The 21,258-nt window shown below is 34.7% G+C and carries 24 protein-coding genes; 18 read left to right on the top strand and 6 right to left on the bottom strand.

The annotated features are described in order from the left end of the window. Positions 1-178: 178 nt before the first annotated feature. The 11 genes from ACWGOQ_RS03530 to ACWGOQ_RS03580 all read left to right on the top strand — a co-directional run bounded on the left by ACWGOQ_RS03530 (position 179) and on the right by ACWGOQ_RS03580 (position 7,302). Positions 179-886: a universal stress protein gene (locus ACWGOQ_RS03530; RefSeq protein ID WP_452057174.1), complete on the top strand. Its 708-nt coding sequence runs from the start codon at positions 179-181 to the stop codon at positions 884-886. 97 nt (positions 887-983) lie between these two features. After that, the gene (locus ACWGOQ_RS03535; RefSeq protein WP_452057175.1) at positions 984-1,085 is read left to right on the top strand and encodes a PLDc N-terminal domain-containing protein; all 102 of its coding nucleotides are present in this window, start codon (positions 984-986) and stop codon (positions 1,083-1,085) included. A gap of 208 nt (positions 1,086-1,293) precedes the next feature. Further along, positions 1,294-1,851: a phospholipase D-like domain-containing protein gene (locus tag ACWGOQ_RS03540; protein WP_452057176.1), complete on the top strand. Its 558-nt coding sequence runs from the start codon at positions 1,294-1,296 to the stop codon at positions 1,849-1,851. After that, a complete protein-coding gene (locus ACWGOQ_RS03545; RefSeq protein WP_452057177.1) occupies positions 1,794-1,970 on the top strand; it encodes a phospholipase D-like domain-containing protein in 177 nt (58 codons plus the stop codon). Before ACWGOQ_RS03540 ends, ACWGOQ_RS03545 begins: the two co-directional genes overlap by 58 nt. A gap of 98 nt (positions 1,971-2,068) precedes the next feature. Beyond that, on the top strand, positions 2,069-2,239 hold the full coding sequence (locus tag ACWGOQ_RS03550; protein ID WP_452057178.1) for a phospholipase D-like domain-containing protein: 171 nt from the start codon (positions 2,069-2,071) through the stop codon (positions 2,237-2,239). Between the two features lie 96 nt (positions 2,240-2,335). Further along, complete coding sequence (locus ACWGOQ_RS03555) at positions 2,336-3,145, top strand: patatin-like phospholipase family protein (protein WP_452057179.1); 810 nt, start codon at positions 2,336-2,338, stop codon at positions 3,143-3,145. After that, on the top strand, positions 3,123-3,755 hold the full coding sequence (locus tag ACWGOQ_RS03560) for a Crp/Fnr family transcriptional regulator (RefSeq protein ID WP_452057180.1): 633 nt from the start codon (positions 3,123-3,125) through the stop codon (positions 3,753-3,755). Before ACWGOQ_RS03555 ends, ACWGOQ_RS03560 begins: the two co-directional genes overlap by 23 nt. A 217-nt stretch (positions 3,756-3,972) precedes the next feature. Next, positions 3,973-4,770, top strand: coding sequence for a sulfite exporter TauE/SafE family protein (locus ACWGOQ_RS03565; protein WP_452057181.1), 798 nt, complete (start codon positions 3,973-3,975; stop codon positions 4,768-4,770). A gap of 113 nt (positions 4,771-4,883) precedes the next feature. Further along, a complete protein-coding gene (locus tag ACWGOQ_RS03570) occupies positions 4,884-6,296 on the top strand; it encodes an MBL fold metallo-hydrolase (RefSeq protein ID WP_452057182.1) in 1,413 nt (470 codons plus the stop codon). 30 nt (positions 6,297-6,326) lie between these two features. After that, positions 6,327-6,884, top strand: coding sequence for a YeeE/YedE family protein (locus tag ACWGOQ_RS03575; protein ID WP_452057183.1), 558 nt, complete (start codon positions 6,327-6,329; stop codon positions 6,882-6,884). Between the two features lie 4 nt (positions 6,885-6,888). After that, positions 6,889-7,302 (top strand): DUF6691 family protein, encoded by a 414-nt coding sequence (locus ACWGOQ_RS03580; RefSeq protein WP_452057184.1) that lies wholly within the window; start codon positions 6,889-6,891, stop codon positions 7,300-7,302. A 208-nt stretch (positions 7,303-7,510) separates the two neighbouring features. Here the strand turns inward: ACWGOQ_RS03580 and ACWGOQ_RS03585 are convergent, their stop codons facing one another. From ACWGOQ_RS03585 to ACWGOQ_RS03595, 3 genes are all read right to left on the bottom strand, one after another. Continuing rightward, the gene (locus tag ACWGOQ_RS03585; protein WP_452057185.1) at positions 7,511-8,182 is read right to left on the bottom strand and encodes a hypothetical protein; all 672 of its coding nucleotides are present in this window, start codon (positions 8,180-8,182) and stop codon (positions 7,511-7,513) included. Between the two features lie 173 nt (positions 8,183-8,355). After that, positions 8,356-9,279 carry a universal stress protein gene (locus tag ACWGOQ_RS03590; protein ID WP_452057186.1) on the bottom strand — a complete coding sequence of 308 codons (924 nt, stop codon included), beginning with the start codon at positions 9,277-9,279 and terminating at the stop codon, positions 8,356-8,358. A gap of 13 nt (positions 9,280-9,292) precedes the next feature. Further along, entirely contained in the window at positions 9,293-10,045 is a 753-nt protein-coding gene (locus ACWGOQ_RS03595; protein ID WP_452057187.1) for a universal stress protein, read from the bottom strand. A 241-nt stretch (positions 10,046-10,286) separates the two neighbouring features. On the opposite strand from ACWGOQ_RS03595, the gene ACWGOQ_RS03600 reads away from it, so the two are divergent. Next, the gene (locus ACWGOQ_RS03600; protein ID WP_452057188.1) at positions 10,287-10,514 is read left to right on the top strand and encodes a hypothetical protein; all 228 of its coding nucleotides are present in this window, start codon (positions 10,287-10,289) and stop codon (positions 10,512-10,514) included. A 24-nt stretch (positions 10,515-10,538) separates the two neighbouring features. On the opposite strand, the gene ACWGOQ_RS03605 is transcribed toward ACWGOQ_RS03600, so the two are convergent. Beyond that, complete coding sequence (locus tag ACWGOQ_RS03605) at positions 10,539-11,453, bottom strand: universal stress protein (protein ID WP_452057189.1); 915 nt, start codon at positions 11,451-11,453, stop codon at positions 10,539-10,541. 116 nt (positions 11,454-11,569) lie between these two features. Here ACWGOQ_RS03605 and ACWGOQ_RS03610 point away from each other — a divergent pair, with 116 nt between their 5' ends. Together ACWGOQ_RS03610 and ACWGOQ_RS03615 are read left to right on the top strand one after the other, a co-directional pair. After that, positions 11,570-13,972: a heavy metal translocating P-type ATPase gene (locus ACWGOQ_RS03610; RefSeq protein WP_452057190.1), complete on the top strand. Its 2,403-nt coding sequence runs from the start codon at positions 11,570-11,572 to the stop codon at positions 13,970-13,972. Positions 13,973-14,012: 40 nt separating this feature from the next. Then, positions 14,013-14,321 carry a pyridoxamine 5'-phosphate oxidase family protein gene (locus ACWGOQ_RS03615; RefSeq protein ID WP_452057191.1) on the top strand — a complete coding sequence of 103 codons (309 nt, stop codon included), beginning with the start codon at positions 14,013-14,015 and terminating at the stop codon, positions 14,319-14,321. Between the two features lie 279 nt (positions 14,322-14,600). On the opposite strand, the gene ACWGOQ_RS03620 is transcribed toward ACWGOQ_RS03615, so the two are convergent. Then, the gene (locus tag ACWGOQ_RS03620; RefSeq protein ID WP_452057206.1) at positions 14,601-14,747 is read right to left on the bottom strand and encodes a YgaP family membrane protein; all 147 of its coding nucleotides are present in this window, start codon (positions 14,745-14,747) and stop codon (positions 14,601-14,603) included. A 226-nt stretch (positions 14,748-14,973) separates the two neighbouring features. Between ACWGOQ_RS03620 and ACWGOQ_RS03625 the strand changes: the two genes are divergently transcribed. The 4 genes from ACWGOQ_RS03625 to ACWGOQ_RS03640 all read left to right on the top strand — a co-directional run bounded on the left by ACWGOQ_RS03625 (position 14,974) and on the right by ACWGOQ_RS03640 (position 20,827). Next, positions 14,974-15,762, top strand: coding sequence for a universal stress protein (locus ACWGOQ_RS03625; protein WP_452057192.1), 789 nt, complete (start codon positions 14,974-14,976; stop codon positions 15,760-15,762). An 83-nt stretch (positions 15,763-15,845) separates the two neighbouring features. Then, a complete protein-coding gene (locus ACWGOQ_RS03630; RefSeq protein WP_452057193.1) occupies positions 15,846-17,684 on the top strand; it encodes an SLC13 family permease in 1,839 nt (612 codons plus the stop codon). A gap of 34 nt (positions 17,685-17,718) precedes the next feature. Then, positions 17,719-19,344, top strand: a complete 1,626-nt coding sequence (pckA, locus tag ACWGOQ_RS03635) for a phosphoenolpyruvate carboxykinase (ATP) (RefSeq protein WP_452057194.1) — start codon at positions 17,719-17,721, stop codon at positions 19,342-19,344. A gap of 46 nt (positions 19,345-19,390) precedes the next feature. After that, positions 19,391-20,827, top strand: a complete 1,437-nt coding sequence (locus ACWGOQ_RS03640) for a porin (RefSeq protein WP_452057195.1) — start codon at positions 19,391-19,393, stop codon at positions 20,825-20,827. Between the two features lie 117 nt (positions 20,828-20,944). Here the strand turns inward: ACWGOQ_RS03640 and ACWGOQ_RS03645 are convergent, their stop codons facing one another. Beyond that, positions 20,945-21,094, bottom strand: a complete 150-nt coding sequence (locus tag ACWGOQ_RS03645) for a hypothetical protein (RefSeq protein ID WP_452057196.1) — start codon at positions 21,092-21,094, stop codon at positions 20,945-20,947. Positions 21,095-21,258: the final 164 nt, after the last annotated feature.

Raw genomic sequence — 21,258 nt, forward strand, 5'->3', positions numbered from 1 at the left:
AGTTCCCTAACCGATCCTAAATTACTTTTAGGATATAAAATGATCAGACAATGAAAAATATCCTGCTTCCTACCGATTTTTCAGAAAATGCAAGAAATGCAATTGACTATGCACTGAAGTTTTCAAAAATGAGTTGTGTACGTTTTATATCCTTAATGTACAAAAAGTTTCTAACTATATGATGGATGATCTGATGGCAGCTCCGGCAAATACTTCTATCCATCAATCTGTGATACAAGGATCTAAAGAAAAACTTAGCACGCTCATAGAAGAGCTGCAACAAGAAATCGAACACGAGAATTATACATTTCACCCGATTACAGATTATGATGTTTTTACAGATGCTATCAAACAAGTAGTAAAGTCTAAGAGTATTGATCTTATCGTGATGGGTACTAATGGAGCAACAGGAGCCAGAGAAGTTATTTTTGGCAGTAATACCCTCAATGTGATACGTAAAATAGATTGTCCGGTACTGGCGATTCCTCAGGGATATACTTTTAGTGCACCCAAAACGGTGTTATACACTATTGATTACAATGATCATTTTCATACAGAAAATATAACACCTTTGGTAGATATGTTAGTAAAATATAAGGCTTCGTTAAGGATTCTTAATATCAGAGAAGATGATACGCTTACCATTGCAGAATTTGATGATAAAAAACACTTAAAAGACTTTTTTAAAGAGATCAACCACACGTTTCATTCGATTACCAATGTTCCTACATCACTGGCTATTGATAGTTTTGTGCAAATTATGGATGTGGATGTAAATACAATGTTTATTCACAAAGAAACATTTCTGGAACGATTCTTTCGTGGTTCAGAGACTTCTGGAATTAATTATGGCACCCGGGTTCCCTTGCTTATCATGCATCATTAATACAATCGAAAGCTTTTAACTGATGCTGTATGTTGCTCTTTTGATTATATATTTTTTAGCAGCATTTATAATTGTCATTAAACTAATACTCTACGGTATGCGTCCTACAAAAACTCTTGCTTGGATGCTGGCGATCTTTACGATTCCCGTGGGAGGTATTTTATTTTATTTTTTATTAGGTAGAAACCGAAGAAAATGAACTATTTCAATTAAAACGCACAGATGAAATCCTCTCCTATCTAAAAAAAGCCGAAAGTCATTATGAACCTATATCAGCAGAAGAATGTTACGAACATCAAAAGTTAATCAAACTTATTACCAAAAACTGTGGTTTTGCGCCTAGTACCGGAAATAAGCTGCAACTTCTTAAAGACGGAGGTGACACATTTAAAGCGATTTTTGAAAGCTTGCAAGAAGCAAAGTACTTTATTCACCGACAATATTACATTTTTGAGGATGGCGAATTAGCTGAAGGACTGTTCGGACTTTTTGAACAAAAAGTAAAAGAAGGAGTTCTGATAAGAATTCTGTATGATGGAATCGGAAGCCGGTCATTAAGCAAAAAGTATATCAAAAAACTTCGGAAAGCAGGTGTAGAAATTTATAGTTTTTTACTGGTTCGATTTGGTAAGTTTTTATCTTCCGTTAATTACAGAAATCATCGTAAAATTATCGTAGTAGATAACAAAATAGCATTTACGGGTGGTATCAACGTTTCTGACAAATATGTAAAAGGAGATCCCGACTTAGGTATTTGGCACGATATGCATTTACAATTAGAAGGCCCTATTGTACATAGTCTACAGGCAATTTTTGTGATGGATTGGTACCTGGTCAATAATGATGAAAAAATTTTGAGTTCTTTGTATTTTACGACCTATAAAAAAATGGGTACGATGACTGCTCTGTGCATAGTAGTCCGGATGAGAACTTTTCTGCTACGCAACAGTTATATTTTTCTTTGATTAATGAAGCAAAAAACTACGTTTATATTACAAATCCTTACATAATTCCGGACGAAACTATTTTGGAATCCCTTAAAGTGGCTGCCTTAAGTGGGATAGAAGTACGATTATTACTTTAGGATATTTCAGACAGCAAGATCGTACGCTGGTGTGTGCGATCTTATTTTGAGGGGCTTCTGGAATCTGGGGTGAAAATCTATTTGTTTTCTGATGGTTTTTGCACAGTAAAACCATCGTGGTTGATGATACCGTTTCTTCTGTGGGTATGGCTAATCTTGATATCCGAAGTTTTGAGCAGAATTATGAGGTAAATATTGTAATCTATGATGACGCTTTTGCAGAGGAATTAAAACATGATTTTTTATTGGATTGTAAACAAAGTATTTAATTAGACTGTGCTACTTTTGTAAAAAGACCCTGGAAAGAAAAATTTAAAGAAGGAGTGGCTAAAATTTTCAGTCCGGTTTTGTAGAAAATTCAGCATATGGAGACATCAAAAAATATTGGTTTGGTACTTTCTGGTGGAGGATTTAAAGGTGTCGCACACATTGGTGCTATAAAAGCAATAGAAGAAGCGGGTTTGATTCCAACTTTTGTTTCTGGGACAAGTGCAGGAGCCATTGTAGGCTCCTTATATGCCGCCGGATATACGATAGAAGAAATCAAAAAGTTTTTTGGTGATGTCCCCTTGTTTAAACTCAATAGATTTGCCAGAAGGAAAGCAGGATTTCTGGATTCTGAAAAATATCACGAAGATCTTATTGATTATTTTCCGCAAAATTCTTTTCAAAGTCTTCAAAAAAAACTATTTATTACCGCAACCAATTTGGTAGAAGGAACCGTGAAGGTTTTTAGTGATGGAGAGTTGATCAAACCCATTTTGGCTTCAGCAGCTTTTCCCGGAGTATTTTCTCCCGTAAAGATCGAAGGTCAATTGTATTCTGATGGAGGCATTTTGGATAACTTCCCAATAGAGCCTTTATATACACATTGTGACCTGATCATTGGTATTGATGTTACGCCGATTAAAAAACCAAAAATGTCAGATTTCAAACATGCGCATAATGTGATGCAGCGGGCTTATTATTTGCGGGCAATGCCAAACTCTGAAACAAAATTTAAACGATGTGATCTCATAATTCAGCCTAGACAACTTATCAATCACGGAATTTTTAGTAGCGGAAACCAGGATAAAGTATTTGATGTTGGATACCAAGAAGCAAAACAACAATTAGCGTTATATTTTGAGAATCAAAAAAATAATAGAAACAATGATTCAGGAATTGAAAAATAAGTACGGGCATCTCTTTGAAGATGCATTGTTAGCGGAGATCAATAAGGTAGCGACGTTCAAAGAGGTTTCTGAAGGCATGGAACTCATAAAACCCGGAAGTTATATCAAATCCATGCCACTAATTATCAGTGGCGCAATCAAAATACTAAGAGAAGACCAGGATGGTGATGAATTGCTGCTATATTTTTTAGAAAGTGGCGATACGTGTGCAATGACCTTTTCCTGTTGTATTGGTCACCATAAAAGTGAAATCAAAGCTATCGCCGAAAATGATTCTAAACTGATCATGATTCCTATTGGAAAAATGGAAGAATGGACTGCAAAATATAAATCCTGGAGGAATTTTGTTTTCGAAAGTTACCATAAACGACTCATGGAAGCCATTGAAACAATTGATAGTATTGCTTTCCTGAAAATGGATGAACGTTTATTCAAATATTTAAAGGATAAAACCAAAGTAAATAATGATGATACCTTACAGAATACACATCAGGAGATAGCTTATGACTTACACACATCGCGCGTAGTGATATCCAGATTACTAAAAAAATTGGAAGTAGAAGGGAAAATACAACTAAATCGCAATTCTATTCAAATTTTAAATTTTTAAAACGAAGAAGTATTATTGAATTACGATAGAAAACAGATTTCGACTTACGCAAGAATGACAACACCTAACCTATTCTTAATTATCTCTCATTCCAACGGAGACTGAAATCTAAAATGAATAGCAAAAGATTTTGATACAATTTCTCATTTTAATCCTATGTAACTAATGTTACTGTAGTTGGGTATACCAGCGGTTATTTTTGTCAAAAAAATAATTGATGGGAGTAATAGAGGTACTAGGATATTTGGGTGCACTGATTATCGGTGTTGTATTAGGCTTAATAGGTGGAGGTGGTTCTATCCTTACCGTACCTGTTTTCGTTTATTTGATGCACATCAACCCGGTAACAGCAACAGCATATTCCTTATTTGTAGTTGGAGCTTCATCCTTAGTAGGAGGCGTTAAAAACCTAAGAAAGGGGTTGGTTAGTATCAGAACAGCGATTGTGTTTTCTATTCCTGCTTTTATCGCGGTTTATGCAACCAGAAAGTTTTTGGTTCCCGCAATACCGAATGAACTTTTTTCTATTGTAGAGATTACGATCACCAAAAATATCGGAATTATGGTGTTTTTTGCATTAATCATGCTTTTGGCATCTATTTCTATGATAAAGAATAGAAAAGAACCATCGGAAAAAGAAATGACAATAAGTTATAATTATCCCTTGATCATCTTAGAAGGTTTTGTTGTGGGAGCGTTAACCGGAATTGTGGGAGCAGGAGGAGGGTTTTTAATCATTCCGGCTTTGGTTTTATTTGCAAAATTGCCGATGAAAAATGCAGTAGCAACCTCTTTATTGATTATTGCAATTAAGTCGCTGATTGGTTTTATAGGAGATGTAGAAAATCTGGATATAGATTGGAGCTTTTTATTATTATTTACAGGAATTTCAATAATAGGCATCTTTATAGGGATGTATCTATCTAATTTTATAGATGGTAAAAAACTTGAGAAAGGATTCGGCTGGTTTGTTTTGGTAATGGGAATTTACATCCTTATTAAAGAATTAGTATAATTATGCATTTGTAACAATTGTTACTGTATAAAGATAATATGAGTTGTATTTTTGAAGACAAGTAATAAAAACGATAAACTTCGATATATGAAGTACCACATAAAGTAGAAGATATGAAGATAGAACAAATATATACAGGATGTCTTGCTCAGGGCGCTTATTATATTGAGAGTGCAGGAGAAGTGGCGATTATAGATCCACTGAGAGAAGTAAAGCCCTACATCGAAAGAGCCAAGAATGACAGTGCGAAAATCAAGTATATTTTCGAGACACACTTTCACGCTGATTTCGTAAGTGGACATGTTACATTAGCGAAAGAAACAGGTGCAGAAATCATTTATGGGCCTAACGCCAACCCATCGTTTGTGGCTACTATCGCAACTGATGGGCAAGTGTTTACCCTTGGTGATATAACCATTGTTGCGATGCATACTCCGGGACATACGATGGAAAGTACTACTTATTTATTACGTGATGAAAGCGGTAAAGATCATGCTATTTTTAGTGGGGACACCTTGTTTTTAGGGGATGTAGGACGTCCTGATCTGGCGCAGAAAGCAGCTGATATGACTCAGGAAGAGTTAGCAGAAACATTATTTGATAGCTTAAGAAACAAGATTATGCCTTTGGCAGATGATGTAGTTGTATATCCGGCACACGGAGCAGGTTCTGCTTGTGGTAAAAACATGATGAAGGAAACTGTAGATTCCTTAGGAAATCAAAAGCAGATGAATTACGCGTTGCGTTCTGATATGACCAAAGAAGAATTTGTAAAAGAAGTTACCGAAGGTCTGTTACCACCTCCACAATATTTTCCGTTGAATGTGAAGATGAATAAAGAAGGATATGATGATATAGATGAAGTATTGGAAAGAGGTACAAAACCTTTATCACCAGAAGAATTTGAAGTTTTAGCAAACAAAACCGGAGCTGTAGTGCTGGATGTAAGACATCAAGGCGAATTTATCAAAGGTCATATTCCAAGATCGATATTTATAGGAATTGATGGTGGTTTCGCTCCTTGGGTAGGAGCTTTGATTGCAGATGTACAACAACCTATTTTATTAGTTACCCCTGAAGGTAGAGAAGAAGAAACAGTTACTCGATTATCCCGGGTAGGTTTTGATAAAACATTGGGGTATCTGCAAGGAGGTTTGGGGGCCTGGAAAAAAGCGGGTAAGGATTATGATACAATATCCTCTGTATCTGCTACAGAGCTTAAGAATGTTTTAAGCACTGAAACACCAGCAATATACGATGTTAGAAAAGAAAATGAATTTGTGGCTGAGCATTTGAATAAGGCTAAAAATTCGCCGTTAGACTTCATTAATGATTACATGAATGATTTTCCAGAAGATAAAACTTTCTATATACACTGTGCAGGTGGCTATAGATCAGTGATTGCAGCATCTATTCTAAAAAGCCGGGGAATTCACAATCTTATTGATGTGGCAGGTGGTTTTTCAGCAATAAAAGAAGCTGGTATGGAGACAACAGACTACGTATGTCCTTCAACTTTACAGTAAATCAAGAGTTAGAAATGTAAAAAATAAAGAATGAATTGGATATATGAACCGTGGCCCTGGTATGTTTCTGGACCCTTAATAACATTAGTGATGTTTTTATTACTGATGGTTGGAAAAAAATTTGGTATGTCATCCAATCTCAGAACAATGTGTGCCATTTGTGGAGCTGGAAAAACTGCTGATTTTTTTAAATTTAACTGGAAAGCACAGCGTTGGAATCTGGTTGTGGTTATTGGTGTAATTATCGGAGGTTTCATAGCTAAATATTACTTATCTCATCATACGAATGTTGATTTAAATCCAAAGGTAATAAGTGATCTGCAGTCCAAAGGTTTTACGAGTGCCGGAAATACATACTTGCCTGATATGTTATTTTCTAATGACGTTTTTGCAAATCCAAAAGGCTTGATCATACTGATTGTTGGTGGACTGTTAGTTGGTTTTGGTGCAAGGTATGCCGGTGGATGTACTTCTGGTCATGCCATTTCGGGTTTAAGTGATTTGCAAATACCATCACTTATTGCAGTTGTGGGTTTTTTTGTAGGTGGTTTAACAATGATACATTTAATATTCCCTTTAATTTTTTAAAAATATGCGTATAATTATATATTTAGCTATTGGTGTTTTTTTCGGAATCGTGCTGTTCAAATCAGAAGCAGCTTCCTGGTTTAGGATTTATGAAATGTTTCAATTTGCGTCTTTTCATATGTACGGAATTATAGGTTCTGCAGTTGGTCTTGGTATTATCGTCGTGCAATTGATTAAAAGATATAGCATAAAATCTGTTAACGGGGATATAATCCATATAGCGCCAAAAGAAAAAAGTTTTAGCCGATATATATTCGGCGGGATTATTTTTGGATTGGGTTGGGCATTGGCAGGGGCGTGTCCTGGCCCTATGTTTGTATTAGCAGGAGCGGGATATGTACCAATACTGATTGTTATTGTAGCATCTATAGCGGGAACTTTTCTATATGGTTTATTAAAAGAAAAATTACCACACTAATTCCCATAGTTAATTTATTTTCTAGTGTTCTGTTTCCATTGCCAGCAGCTCATATTATAAAAAGTAGTTTCGGTAATATTTGTCAAAACTCTTTTAGTGGTAGCGTCTTAATTTATAACAACTTCTATATAAGAAAACTCCAGTAATTGTTGTCATAAGTAATAATTTGGTTGGGTTTTTCCAGAAATGGGATTTTAAAATGTTTGCGCTATATATCAATACCTTCATTGTTCAGTTCTTCTTCAATGATCAAGAGGTTTTGGCCTTTAAACGCCCAGATCAATACTTTTACATAATCTCCTACAGCTTTTTTTATGTTTTCTGGTGCTGTGATATCGATAGATCCTTTCCAGATTAACTCTCTTTCCCTATCCGGACAAATACAGTATAAAGAAGTTTCTGCGTGATAGACCTCATACTCTTCATAATACTCGTCTTTATAATGGATATCCTGATTCTGATAATAATCGTCTTTAAAACTTTTGAAGTGTTTATCCAGATTTCGGTATGCTTGTACTACACTTACTTTGTCTTCTACCGCCAATACTTTGGATACTAAAATTGCATCAAAACCAGCATCCAGAAGTTTTCCTTCTATGGCCAAGAGATCTTCTTCAGTTTTTTGGGATTTGGTAAACGACTTTTCAAAATAATCAAGGCTTTTTATAGATGTAACGCCATTTTTTTTGAGCGCGGAAGTAAGTTTCTTTTCAAATGCTTTTCTTCCATTGATGTCAGCGGTCATTCCTATCACCAATACTTTATTGGCTTCAAAAGTATCAATGTCAGGATTTTTCCATACTTCGACAAGTTCACTGGATGAGCAACTCATTAGTAATACTGTAACCATTAAGATGACATATGTGTTTAGTGTATTCATTGTTTCTATATATTATACGATTAAGTCGGCTCACTACTGTATCTGTGTTAACAGATGTTTTTTCTATGAAACTCACAAAGAATATCCTTGTACAAATCCATTGCATATACCAGTGCATTTCACGCTTTGTCAGAATCTGTTATGACTAATTTTTTCCGTCATTTAGATCAAATTTATATAAAGCGTGATGGTTCAACTGCTAAACCTTGGTCCTCTTTTTTCCTCATTTCATTGGTTTGGTCGTTGGATCCTATCCGTTTTTCTGAAGGAATTACCAAAAATGGAATATTGGTATGATATGCGATCTGATTGATCACCGGTTTGAACAATAGGTTTTCGAAAAACGAATGTTTATTATGTACCATCACAAGCATATTTATAATATTTGTTTTTTGAAAATCTTCTACCGCTTCTATGACATCCATGCCATCTGCAATATGGAAAATATGGGCGTTTTCTTCAAAATATGTATCAATAAAATCTTTTGTTTTCTTTTGATTTTGATCAAGAGGAATTCCATAGTAAGCATTTAGCATATGAATTCTTGAGGTATTTAGGGTACAAATGTCTTTGATTAGTGGTAGATACTTATTAGTGTGACTAAGGTAATAATCTGTTGGAAACAATATCTCTTTAGGTTCTTCATATTCAAAACCGGATGGAACGACCAAAACAGGACATTTTACGTTTTTGATCGTATACATTGTATGTGTTCCGATAAAGATTTCTTTGGCTCCTGTGGCTCCTTTAGTACCCATAACTATAAAATCAATATTATAACGATCTACCGTATCCTTAATTTCGCTAATCAACATATTAAAAACTGAAATTCTTTCAAAATTATGTTTCGGGTTATTGAATTCTTTTGTTATTTTCTCTTCTGTATGTTGGACATCTCTTTTTGAATTCATCATAGCGATATCTTCCATTCCATAAGGCATAGGATTCTCTATAAGATATCCAACATTATAAGATACTGGTGTAAACGTATGCAAAAGATAGAATGTACATTCTTCGTTCTTAAAAAATTGTACTGCATACCGTATTGCATTAAATGCGTTGTCAGAAAAATCGGTGGGTAATAAGATCCGTTTCATGATTACTTTATTTTTAATTTCGTTGTAAATTCTGCATGGTTAGGAATGGTATTTTTATATGCAGTCCAATTTTGTCAATTGTCGATTCGTATAATATGCATTCCAAATAGGAGTGTCTGGAGTTGATCATCACTACCATGTTAATTTCATTTTCTTGAATAAATTTATTAATAGCTATGGTAACATCCGTTTCATAGAATGTATGAAATGATAGTGCTGCATCGGGTAAGCATTCTTTTAAAAATGCCTTATTATCCTTCTGCCGCATAGATAGCTTTTTGTATTTAGAGACATGTAAGAAGTTGATAGAAGATCTAAAACTTTTGGTTAGTGTATTTAGTAATTTCAATTCTCTTCTTTTAAAGGGAAACATATAATCAGCAGGGAACAAGATGTTTTTTGGTGGATCATAACTATATTCTTCGGGGATTGCCAATACAGGACATTTAACATATTTTAAAACCTGTAGCGTATTACTGCCAAATGTACTCTTACGGTCATCTGTTTTACCTCGGGTAGCCATTACAACGACATCAATATTTCTCTTGTCTACCAGATCATTTGCTTCATCGATTAACGTTCCAAAAACTGATATAGTTTCGTATTGATGCCTCGGGTTAGGAGAAATTTGATGTATGCACGAACGTATCTTGGATAGTTCTCGATCGGAAGCTTTATGTACCTTTGTTTTCAACTTTTCCAGAATTTTACGAGAAGTCAGCGTATCGTGGTCGTATACTTCATCAGCATATGCGTGAAAAATCAAAAACTCGCTCCTTTCATACTTAAATAGCTACAGCGCATATCGAATTGCATTCATTGCATTTTTAGAAAAATCGGTAGGGATCAATATTTTTCTCATGATACAGCTATCGTTAAGCGTTCTCTCAAAATTAGATAACTACAAGCATAGAAACTATGATTTTTATCACCAATACGTTTTAATTTAGCGTATTGTTAAGAAGGTGTGTGGTCGATTTTTTTTATCTTATAATAAAAAAAGAAGTATGAGAATTTCTGGAATGGCAATGGTTATTATTACGTCGCTATTATTGTTATCAATTAGCATTCTGGTAACGATGGATGTTGAGTTTGGTTGGGTGTTTTATCTTACCTGTTTTGGTCAGTTAATGGTCGTGCTGATGGTATATGCTGTATTGACAGACAAGTATACTACAGACAAAACTTTTGACGATTTCTATGAAGATCAACCGATAAACAAAGATCAAGAGTAGTTCAAGAATATATGGCAACACATCCTATTGTTGTGTTTCTTCTAATTTTGAATTTTTTTTAACTGGTATTGAAAAAGCGGCACTCATACCTAGTTCTGGTAGTACTAAAAGAGGAATTTGTGTATGGAATGCAACGGTTTTTATTACAGGCTCTCTGGTTAATTTGTCTACGAAACTGTGAGAGTAATTTAGCATTGCTAATAGATAAATATCAAGTTCCTTGGTGAATATCTTCAGTGATTTTGAAACAGAATCGCTTTTTGTTAAGGTATGCTGATAATACTTTATGTTTTTGAAATATTTTTGTAGCATTCCTAAGTTAAATTTTTGTTCTTCGGAAAGTGAGCCTTCTTCTTGCTGTACATAAACAATTCTAATTGCTGCTTTAAAGGATTTTGCCAGATCTACTAATGGTCTCAATTCTTCTTTACTGTAGAAATGGGTAAAGTCGGTAGCAAATGTGATTTCTGAAGGTTTAGAAGAAAAAGTAACGTCATTAGGAATAGCCAAAACAGGGCATTTTTTTATAGAATTGATGATACGAACTGTATTACTACCCATGAATACTTCTTTGGTTCCTGTCGCACCTTTGGTTCCCGTAATGATGAGATCGATTTTTTCTGATTTTACTACATCTTGTATTACATCTGTTAAGGATCCCAGGGCAGCAATGATTTCGAATTGATGTTTTTGGTTAGCGTTTGTATGCGTGATGGTTTTCCTGAGATGTTCCAGATTCGTTATAGCATTAGCTTTTACGGTGTTTTCAATACTACGTTCGGTAGGGATATCAGAAAGATGTACAGATTCATAAATAATTTTATTATATACATTTAAAAGATAGAAAGTACAGGTTTCGTATTTAAAAAGCGCTGCGGCATAGTCAATAGCATTCCAGGAGTTATCTGAAAAATCTGTAGGTAATAAAATCTTTTTCATCATCAATAGTATTAGAGTGATATATCAAAACTAAATCCTCAATGCCCCTAAAACTATGATATTTGTCATATTATATACGTACTGTCTTTTTCACTTTTGTAGCAAATTAAATGAGTATGATAGAATCCATATGCTATCACTGTGGAAATGATTGCGACGCCCTAGCAATTGCTTTTGATCAAAAAACATTCTGTTGCAATGGATGCAAAACTGTATATGATATTTTTTCGAATAATGATTTATCCTGTTATTATGACCTGCAATCTGCTCCTGGAGCCATTCCTAAAGAAATTGAAAAAAAATACGACTATCTCGATACTCCTGCCATTGCAGAAAGATTAGTAGAGTTCAATGATGGCAATATAGAGATTCTTACATTGTATATTCCGCATATCCACTGCAGTTCTTGTATCTGGATATTAGAAAACTTACATAGACTTGAACCTTCCATAACTAATTCTCAGGTTAATTTTCCTAAAAAAACAGTGAGAATCACTTTTAAAAATGAAAAAACATCGTTGAAAGAAGTCGTTATCTTACTCAATTCTATAGGGTATGAACCTTATATAAGTCTAAATGATTATGCCGAAGGACAAACGCATATCAATAGGAGTTTGATATATAAGTTGGGGGTTACCGGATTTGCTTTTGGTAACGTAATGTTCTTGTCTTTTCCTGAGTATTTTGAGGTGTCAGAATACTGGTTGGAACAATATAAGCACGTATTTCGTTGGTTAATGTTTGTATTTTCTATGCCGGTTGTTTTATATGCTGCACAGGATTATTTTATATCAGCCTTTAAAGGATTGAGATCCAAAATATTGAACATAGACGTGCCTATCGCCCTAGGGATTTCGGTACTTTTTTTAAGAAGCACTGCGGAGATTTTATTTGATTGGGGAACCGGTTTTTTCGATAGTTTAACCGGACTCGTATTCTTCTTGTTATTAGGAAAGTTTTTTCAACAGAAAACCTATTCATTTTTGTCTTTTGAAAGAGATTATAAATCTTATTTTCCAATTGCGGTTACAAAATTGATATGTGAAAAAAATAATAAGAAGAATAAAGAAGAAAGTATTCAGGTGTATGATATTAAAAAAGGTAACCGACTTCTTATTCGTAATGGAGAATTAATACCCGTAGATGCTATATTGATCAAAGGCGCCGCTAGAATTGATTATAGTTTTGTAACAGGAGAGAGTGCAGCGGTTATGAAAAAATCCGGAGATAAACTTTTTGCTGGAGGTAAGCAGCTGTATGGAGCCATAGAAATTGAAGCAACCAAAACCGTAGAGCAAAGTTATCTTACTCAGCTATGGAGTAATGATGTATTTAGCAAAGACAAATCGGTCTCTTTTACCAATCTGACTGATACAATTAGTAAATACTTTACTGTTGTCATTTTATGTATTGCTGTTATTGCGACAACCCTTTGGTTGTTCTTTGATGCTTCAAAAGCGATCAATGTGTTTACAGCGGTATTGATTATTGCCTGTCCCTGTGCATTGGCATTGGCAAGACCATTTGCTCTGGGTAATTTGCTACGAATTTTTGGAAAAAATAAATGCTATCTCAAAAATGTGGGTGTTATAGAACAACTTGCCAATATAGATAGTATAATTTTTGATAAAACTGGAACAATAACAACGAATACTTCAAGCAAAATAGAGTATGAGGGAATGCAATTGTCTGGAGAGGAGGAGTCATTACTCAAGAATACATTAAGAGCATCCAATCACCCGCTAAGTAGAGCATTGTATGAAATTTTAGAAGAACAAGACATATATACACTTGATGAATATCAGGAATATATAGGAAAGGGAATTGAAGCCAAATTAGCAGCACGTACTATAAAAATAGGATCGTCAAAATTTGTTGGGAATCCCGAGTTTTTAGGAATACAAAATACAAATGTCCATATTAGTAGTAATAACCAATATAAAGGGCGATATGTTTTTCATAACCAATACCGAAAGAATCTGAAGAATGTTTTCGATGTCCTTAACAACGTTTATGAATTGTCTGTACTCTCTGGTGATAATGAAGGCGAAAAAGTGCGCTTAGAACAATTATTTCCCAAAAATGTTTCCTTACTTTTTAATCAGAAACCAGACGATAAATTAAATCATATCAAATCATTACAGGAGTTAGAGAAAAAAGTGATGATGGTAGGCGATGGATTAAATGATGCCGGTGCTTTGGCGCAAAGTAATGTAGGAATCGCTGTCTCAGAAAATGTCAATGTATTCTCTCCTGCCTGTGACGCCATATTAGATGCATCTCAATTTGATAAGATTCCTAAATATCTCAAGATTTCTAAAAAAGTAATTAGGATCATTAAATCTAGTTTTGTGCTATCTTTCTTATACAATATTATTGGTTTGTACTTTGCCGTTACTGGGCAATTATCACCAATTGTGGCAGCCGTCTTAATGCCTGTAAGTTCTATTTCTGTAGTTGTTTATGTCACAACTTTGACCAATTGGTATGGAAGAAAAATAAAACTTCAGGAATCATGAATGTACCTAGTGATCATAATCCGATAGCGTATTTTCAACAATGGCTTCATGCAGTAGAAAGGCACGTCCTGAAGATGAAGTAAATTCTATATTTTTGTCAACCAAAAGCTTAGATGGTTTTCCTAAAAGTAAAATCGTGTTGCTTAAAAGATTTACTTGGAAAGGTTTTGTATTCTTTACTAATTATAATAGCGAAAAAGTAAATGCTATTGCCAATGATGACAGGGTTTCTATTTTGTTTAATTGGATAAAATCAAAACGAGAGGTTTTGGTTTCGGGTCAAGTAGAAAAGTTATCGGAAAATTTATCAGAAGGATACTTCGATTCCCGTCCTGAAGTAAGTAGGTAAGTTAGGAACCTGGGTATCAAATCAAAGCGAAGTAATAGCTTCTCGCAAAATATTAGAAGAGCGTTTAAAAAAATACGAAGTGCTATTTCAAGATAAAGAGATTCCCAAACCCGAATATTGGGAAGGATATCTTATCAAACCTACACAGTTAGAATTTATTGAGTACAATCCATTAGTGTGTTTTAAGTGGATCACTAAATATGAACTTCAATCTAATTACGACTGGTCTAAAGACCTAAAAATGCTTCATATAGTTTGTATTATTGATCTTCTGACTATTCATTCTTTGCTTAGCAGGTTTTCAGCACCTAATAAGAGATACAAAGGGCACCACCCCATAAAACCGGTGATCACCATTACTTCCGATATGGATAATAAAACGATCCCTAAGGTTTCTCCTATATAGTTATGGTAGAATAAATTAATCTACTGCAAAAATGGTTCTGGTAACCTAATCAATTTTTCCTACGCTTTTGTTCATGGTTACAACGTATCAATTATTCGTAACTTACTTCTAACAAAACTCTTAAAAAAAACAGGGAGTAAAAGCTGATAAATATCATTTTTTACCATTGGAAATAAGCTAACCTTTGTAGTATAGAACCAGCAGTTAGGTATAACCACAAAAACCTAAAACTTAAATACCAGAATTATGAAAGATATCACTAAAATTATTGTTCCTTTCGATACATCTACCACAACAGAAAGAGCTTTGGACTATGCCATAAGTTTTGCGGGAGATGACAAATCAATAGAAATATTGCTAACTCATATTAGTGATATGTCTGAGGGTATTTCGATCCATAATGTATTGGATGAAAGAATTGCACAAATTAAAAAAGACAATCCATCTTTTAGAGGTACACTTAATTCGGTTATAAAATCAGGAGAATTAGTTGAAAATATTCTAGAAACACAAAAAGAGTTTAAAGCTGATTTGGTGATTATGGGTACAAAAGGAGCTGAAGATGAATCGGCTACAACCAATACTTCTCGACTAACATTAGAAGCAGATTTTCCTGTAATTGCTATTCCTGAAACGATAAAAGAGTTTGGCGTAAAAAAAATAGCATTGATATTAGGACAGAAGGAGATAGAAGATGCAACGGTTCTTGGAACTTTATTAGATGTAGCAAGACGTTTTCATGCGCAAGTTCATGTATTAACTATTTGTAACGAAGATGGTTGCTATGGGTATACTCCTGCAGATGAAAGAAATGAAAATGCAATAGAATATTATTTAGAAAACTTCTACTCTCATCATACCTTTCAGGAGAATACAGATATTGAGAAAGGCATCTTTGAATATATAAAAGATAAAGAAATTGATTTATTGGCTATTCTACCAAGAAATCATGCTAAAAAGAATGGCCCATCAGAAGGAAGACTAACTAAATTACTAACACTTCATACAGATATCCCTCTTTTGACTATTGATTGAAATTCAGTATAAAAAATTTTAATTCAAAACTTGAAATACAGCTTTTTGATCACTGAATAATCAACTTCAAAAGAAGGTGTAAGATGTACATAATGTTAGTCATTTTTGTGATAACAATTGGTTTATTTATTTGGGGTAAATATCCACCTGATGTAGTAGCCTTGTTATCGATGTTAAGTTTATACTTAACAGGTGTTTTGGATGTTACTGAAACCTTTAGCGGGTTTAGTAATACAACGGTAATTATGATTGCCGCTCTGTTTATCATAGGAGAAGGCTTATCGCAAACCGGATGGACTGCGTTAGCAGGCAATAAGTTCATACAATGGGCTGGTAAAAGTGTTCCAAAATTATTAGTCATTGTGACTTTGGGATCAGGAGTGCTTTCTGGATTTGTTAGTAATACAGGTACTGTAGCAACCTTACTTCCAGTAACAATTTCTGCCGCTTGGAATATTGGAACACTGCCTTCAAAATTATTAATGCCAGTGGCATTTGGATCCAATACAGGTGGTCTGCTCACATTGACCGGTACGCCACCTAATATCATCGCCAGTAACGCTTTGATAGAACACGGATTTACCGGTTTTTCGTTCTTTGAATTTGGCTTAATAGGATTGCCTTTATTGGTCATAGCTATTGTTTATTTCCGATACTTTGGATATAAATTATTACCTAGTTATAAAACTCGGAATAAACCTGTAAATATTGATTCAGAACTTCATAAGTGGATCGAAGCGTATCGAGTAGACCAGAATTATTTCAGATTACGTGTGCGCTCTATTTCTCCTTTGTTAGGAACTAAAATAAAGGATTGGGGTTTTGAAAAAAAACACAACGTTTCCATCATTCGTTTGAAGCGAAGACATCCAAATGTATTTCAAAAGAACCCGGCATTTATCGAGTTCCCTGAGGAAGATACAGAATTCAAGTATCACGATATCATTACAGTAAAAGGAGAAACAGAAGCTATTAATAAAATCATGATTGAATTCAGGTTAGGGTTGTGGAAATTAGACCCTATCGAGGAGGAATTAAAAAACAACCTGATCAATCAGGAAGTAGGTATGGCAGAGGTAATTGTAACTCCTAAGTCTCTATTTGTAGGAAGGGAGATTAGGGTTGGAGATTATTTTGAGCGATTTAAGATACAATTATTGGGAGCTTCCAGAAATAATGAACCTTTAGAAGATAAAGAAATTAAAGTAAAAGCAGGTGATGCTTATTTAATCAGGGGATCTTGGCAGAATATAGGTGATTTAAAGGAAATGTACGAGAATTTAGTCATTTGTGGAAGCCCAGAAGGAATGGCAAAAAACGTCGAAACTCTTACTCCTAAATCTTATATAGCTTTAGGCATACTAGTTCTGATGATTGTTCTACTTGTATTTAAGATCGTTCCTGGTGCTATAGCTGCATTAATTTGTGCAGGAATTACGCTGATTACGGGATGTGTTCCTATTAATAAGGCTTATAAAGGAATAAGCTGGACCAGTGTAATTATGATTGCAGCCATGATTCCGATGGGAATCGCACTTCAAAAAACGGGAGCTGCTCAATTGGCCGCAGATGGTTTGGTAAAATATCTGGGAGCAATTCATCCTATTGCATTATTAGGAGGAGTGTTTTTATTAACAACAACTTTTAGCCAAACAATTAATAATTCGGCAACCGCAGTATTAATGGCGCCTATAGCGATACTTGCTGCGACAAATTTGGGAATTTCGCCAAAACCAATAATGATTACTGTGGCGATAAGTGCCTCTACAGCATTTCTTACACCGGTAGGAACTACAACCAACGCTATGGTTTTGTCGGCGGGAGGTTACAAGTTTCTTGATTATGTAAAAGTAGGAGCTCCTTTATTGTTATTGTTTTTTATAATAACCCTTTTATTAGTGCCAGTAATATGGCCTTTTTAACCAACATAGTATTAAAATTTAAATTATTTAGAAAATGGAAAATGTATTAGCCGCAAATGTTAATCTAGAGAAGTATGGATTAAAAGACACTACTGTCCGTTACAATCTTTCTCCAGAAAAACTTCAGGAAATTACCATCGAAAAAGGAATAGGAAGAGAAACTTCTGATGGCACACTAGCCATTAACACAGGAAAGTTTACAGGAAGATCTCCAAAAGACCGTTTCTTAGTAAGAGATGACTATACCAAAGATAAAGTTTGGTGGGGTAAAACCAACAAACCTATCGATCCGGATAAATTCGATCTTTTACAAGATGAAATTATCAATTACTTATCAGGAAAAGAACTATATGTAAGAGATGCGTATGTGTGTGCAGATCCCGAGTATAAAATGAATGTACGTACGATCACAGAATATCCTTGGTCAAATATGTTTATTTATAATATGTTCTTACGTTGTGAGGAATCTGAGTTAGAAAACTTTCAGGAAGAGTGGTTGGTATTATGTGCTCCCGGATACGAAGCAAAAGATCCAGCTGCATATGGAATCCGACAAGGAAACTTCTCTATCCTTAACTTTACCAAAAAAATTGCATTAGTTGGAGGTTCTGCATACACCGGAGAGATGAAAAAAGGAATTTTCTCTGCGTTAAACATGATTCTTCCTATAGAAAAGAACGTATTACCAATGCACTGTTCTGCAAATGTTGGAGAAATGGGCGATACGGCGATTTTCTTTGGATTATCAGGAACCGGAAAAACAACTTTATCTGCTGATCCTGATCGTAAACTAATAGGAGATGATGAACACGGATGGACCGCAGAAAATACCATCTTTAATTTTGAAGGAGGTTGTTACGCAAAAGTAATCGACCTAACAGAAAATAAAGAACCGGATATTTATAGAGCTATTAAACCGGGAGCAATATTAGAAAATGTTGTTTTCAAGGAAAATGGCGAGGTAGATTTTGAAGATAGTTCTATCACTCAAAATACACGTGTAAGTTATCCTATCTATCATATTGATACTATACAGCAACCATCATATGCTAAAAACCCAAAGAATATTTTCTTCCTGACTTGTGATGCGTTTGGGGTATTACCTCCGGTATCAAAATTAACTCCCGGACAAGCCGCATATCATTTTATTTCAGGATATACTGCTAAGGTGGCAGGTACAGAAGCTGGAATTACAGAACCAGTACCATCATTCTCTGCTTGTTTTGGAGAACCTTTTATGCCATTGCATCCAACGGTTTATGCTGAAATGTTAAGTAAAAAAATGGAAGAAGCAAACGTAAATGTTTGGTTGATTAATACCGGATGGAGTGCAGGTCCTTATGGGGTTGGATCTCGTATACGATTAAGAAACACGAGAGCTATGATCTCAGCTATTCTGGAAGGAAAATTAAACAAAGTGAATTTTGAGCAACATCCGATTTTTGGATTATTTATGCCGGAATATTGCCCTGGTGTTCCTACAGAAATTTTAGACCCTATGAATACCTGGACTCAAAAAGGTGCTTACATCAGTAAAGCAATTCAATTAGCACATTCTTTCCATCTCAATTTTGAAAAGTTTGCTAACCAAGCTTCTCAACAAATTATAGAAGGAGGACCGCTAATTGATGAGCACCATCACTTAGGGGAGCATATTTAAAATACGCTAACAATTAAATATTAATTTTCTAAATACTGTCAGAAGAGTGTCCCGCAAAATTTGGGGCACTATTGATGGCGGTATCAGCGATTTATGGCACATTTACTATTTTCCAACAAACCACCACCGCCCTAACCAGGCACATTATTATATGAGCTACAAAAAAACCATTCCTGTTTTCATTGGGATAGTTATTTTCTTTTTTCAATATACTATTTCACAGGAACAACAAACGAATCCTTTTGGGAATAAACCATTAAAATGGTACTTAAATGATGATCACAACCGGTGGTTGGGACTACATACGTACCTTCAGTTGTGGGCGAGAGTCAATCAGAATAATCCGGGAAGTCTCGTTTCTGAAGAAATACAAAATACAACAGCGGATATTTCCATACGTCGATTTCGACTAGCAATTAAAGGACAGCTTACAGAAAAGCTATTCGTTTATACTCAGTTTGGAACGAATAACCTTAATTATCTATCCAGTCGAGGAACTTCTTTAAAACTCTTAGATGCATATGCCGAATATAGTTTTTCTGAGAATTTTACTATTGGAGGCGGAAAATCTTTATGGAACGGTTTATCCCGTTTATCAGCACCCAGCACCTCCAAATTAATGATAGCAGATGTTCCATTTTTGGCACTTCCTACGGTGAATACAACCGATGACTTATTGCGAAATCTTGGTCTTTATGCAAAGGGCAAATTTCATAAAATCGATTATCGCTTCATCATATCAAAACCATTTCCTATTCAGAATGAAATTCAACCAGCAGAAGGAGTAGCAGAATTTGCAAACACGCACTCCGGTATGCAATATGCAGGATACGTAAAATATGAATTTTCACAATCTGAAAGCAATAAATATGCACCACACCGTGGGACATATTTAGGAAATAAAAACGTGTTAAGTGTAGGGGCAGGATTTAAATACCAACCGGATGCCTTGTGCTCATTAAATCAAGGAGATGAGCGATTTCATGATATGAATTTACTGGCAGCCGATATATTTCTGGACCTACCCATTAATAAAAACAAAGGAACAGCATTAAGTGCTTATTTGGGATTTTTTGAGTATAATTTTGGTCCTAATTACATACGGTCTATTGGAGCTAATAATCCAACTAATGGATTGAACCAAGAAAGCGCTTCTTTTAACGGAAAAGGAAATTCCTATCCCGTTATAGGAACCGGAACTTCCGTGCTCTATCAAATAGGATATCTATTGGGAGGTATAGGGAAGAACCGAGATAAAGGAAAGCTACAACCTTATGCTAGAGTTCAGTATTCTGATTTTGATCGCCTGGATGATTCTATGATTTCGTATGATTTAGGAATTAACTACTTTCTGAACAGGCACTTATCGAAATTTTCTCTAAATGCGCAAAACCGTCCGGTGTTTTTTGATTTCGGAAGTACTATTGAAAGAAAAGGTCGAAAGTGGATGTTTGTATTGCAATATCAGTCTAGGATAGAGTAAAGATTTTTTTTAAGTTTTTCTCCTGTTATCTCTAACGTAGTAGAGAAGCTGTTATAAAAAAATCACGAAATAATAACTTCGTGATTTCATGGTTTTTTTGAGTTGCTTCCTGTTGTCTTATCGTTCCGTTTGGTAAGTATATCTTTTGTTCCCGGTAATAATATTTCCTTCATAATCGTAGAATTGTGTAATGTAATTTACAAACCTACTATATTGAGGTGTACCACTGTTTCTTGATATATTTCGAATATTTTGTAAAGTTCTCATAATGATTGGTTTTTAGTTCCGCCAGAGATGAGTAGACGGAAGAATGTTATTGGATTATCTATAGCGTCTTTTTGCATTCCAGATGTCTCCGTTGGTGTTTTTTAATTTTTTTGTGATTTGATTGTTGTCTAATGTTCTCATGATTTCTTTTTTGATTGATTGAT

The sequence above is a fragment of the Aquimarina ulvae genome, assembly GCF_053613295.3.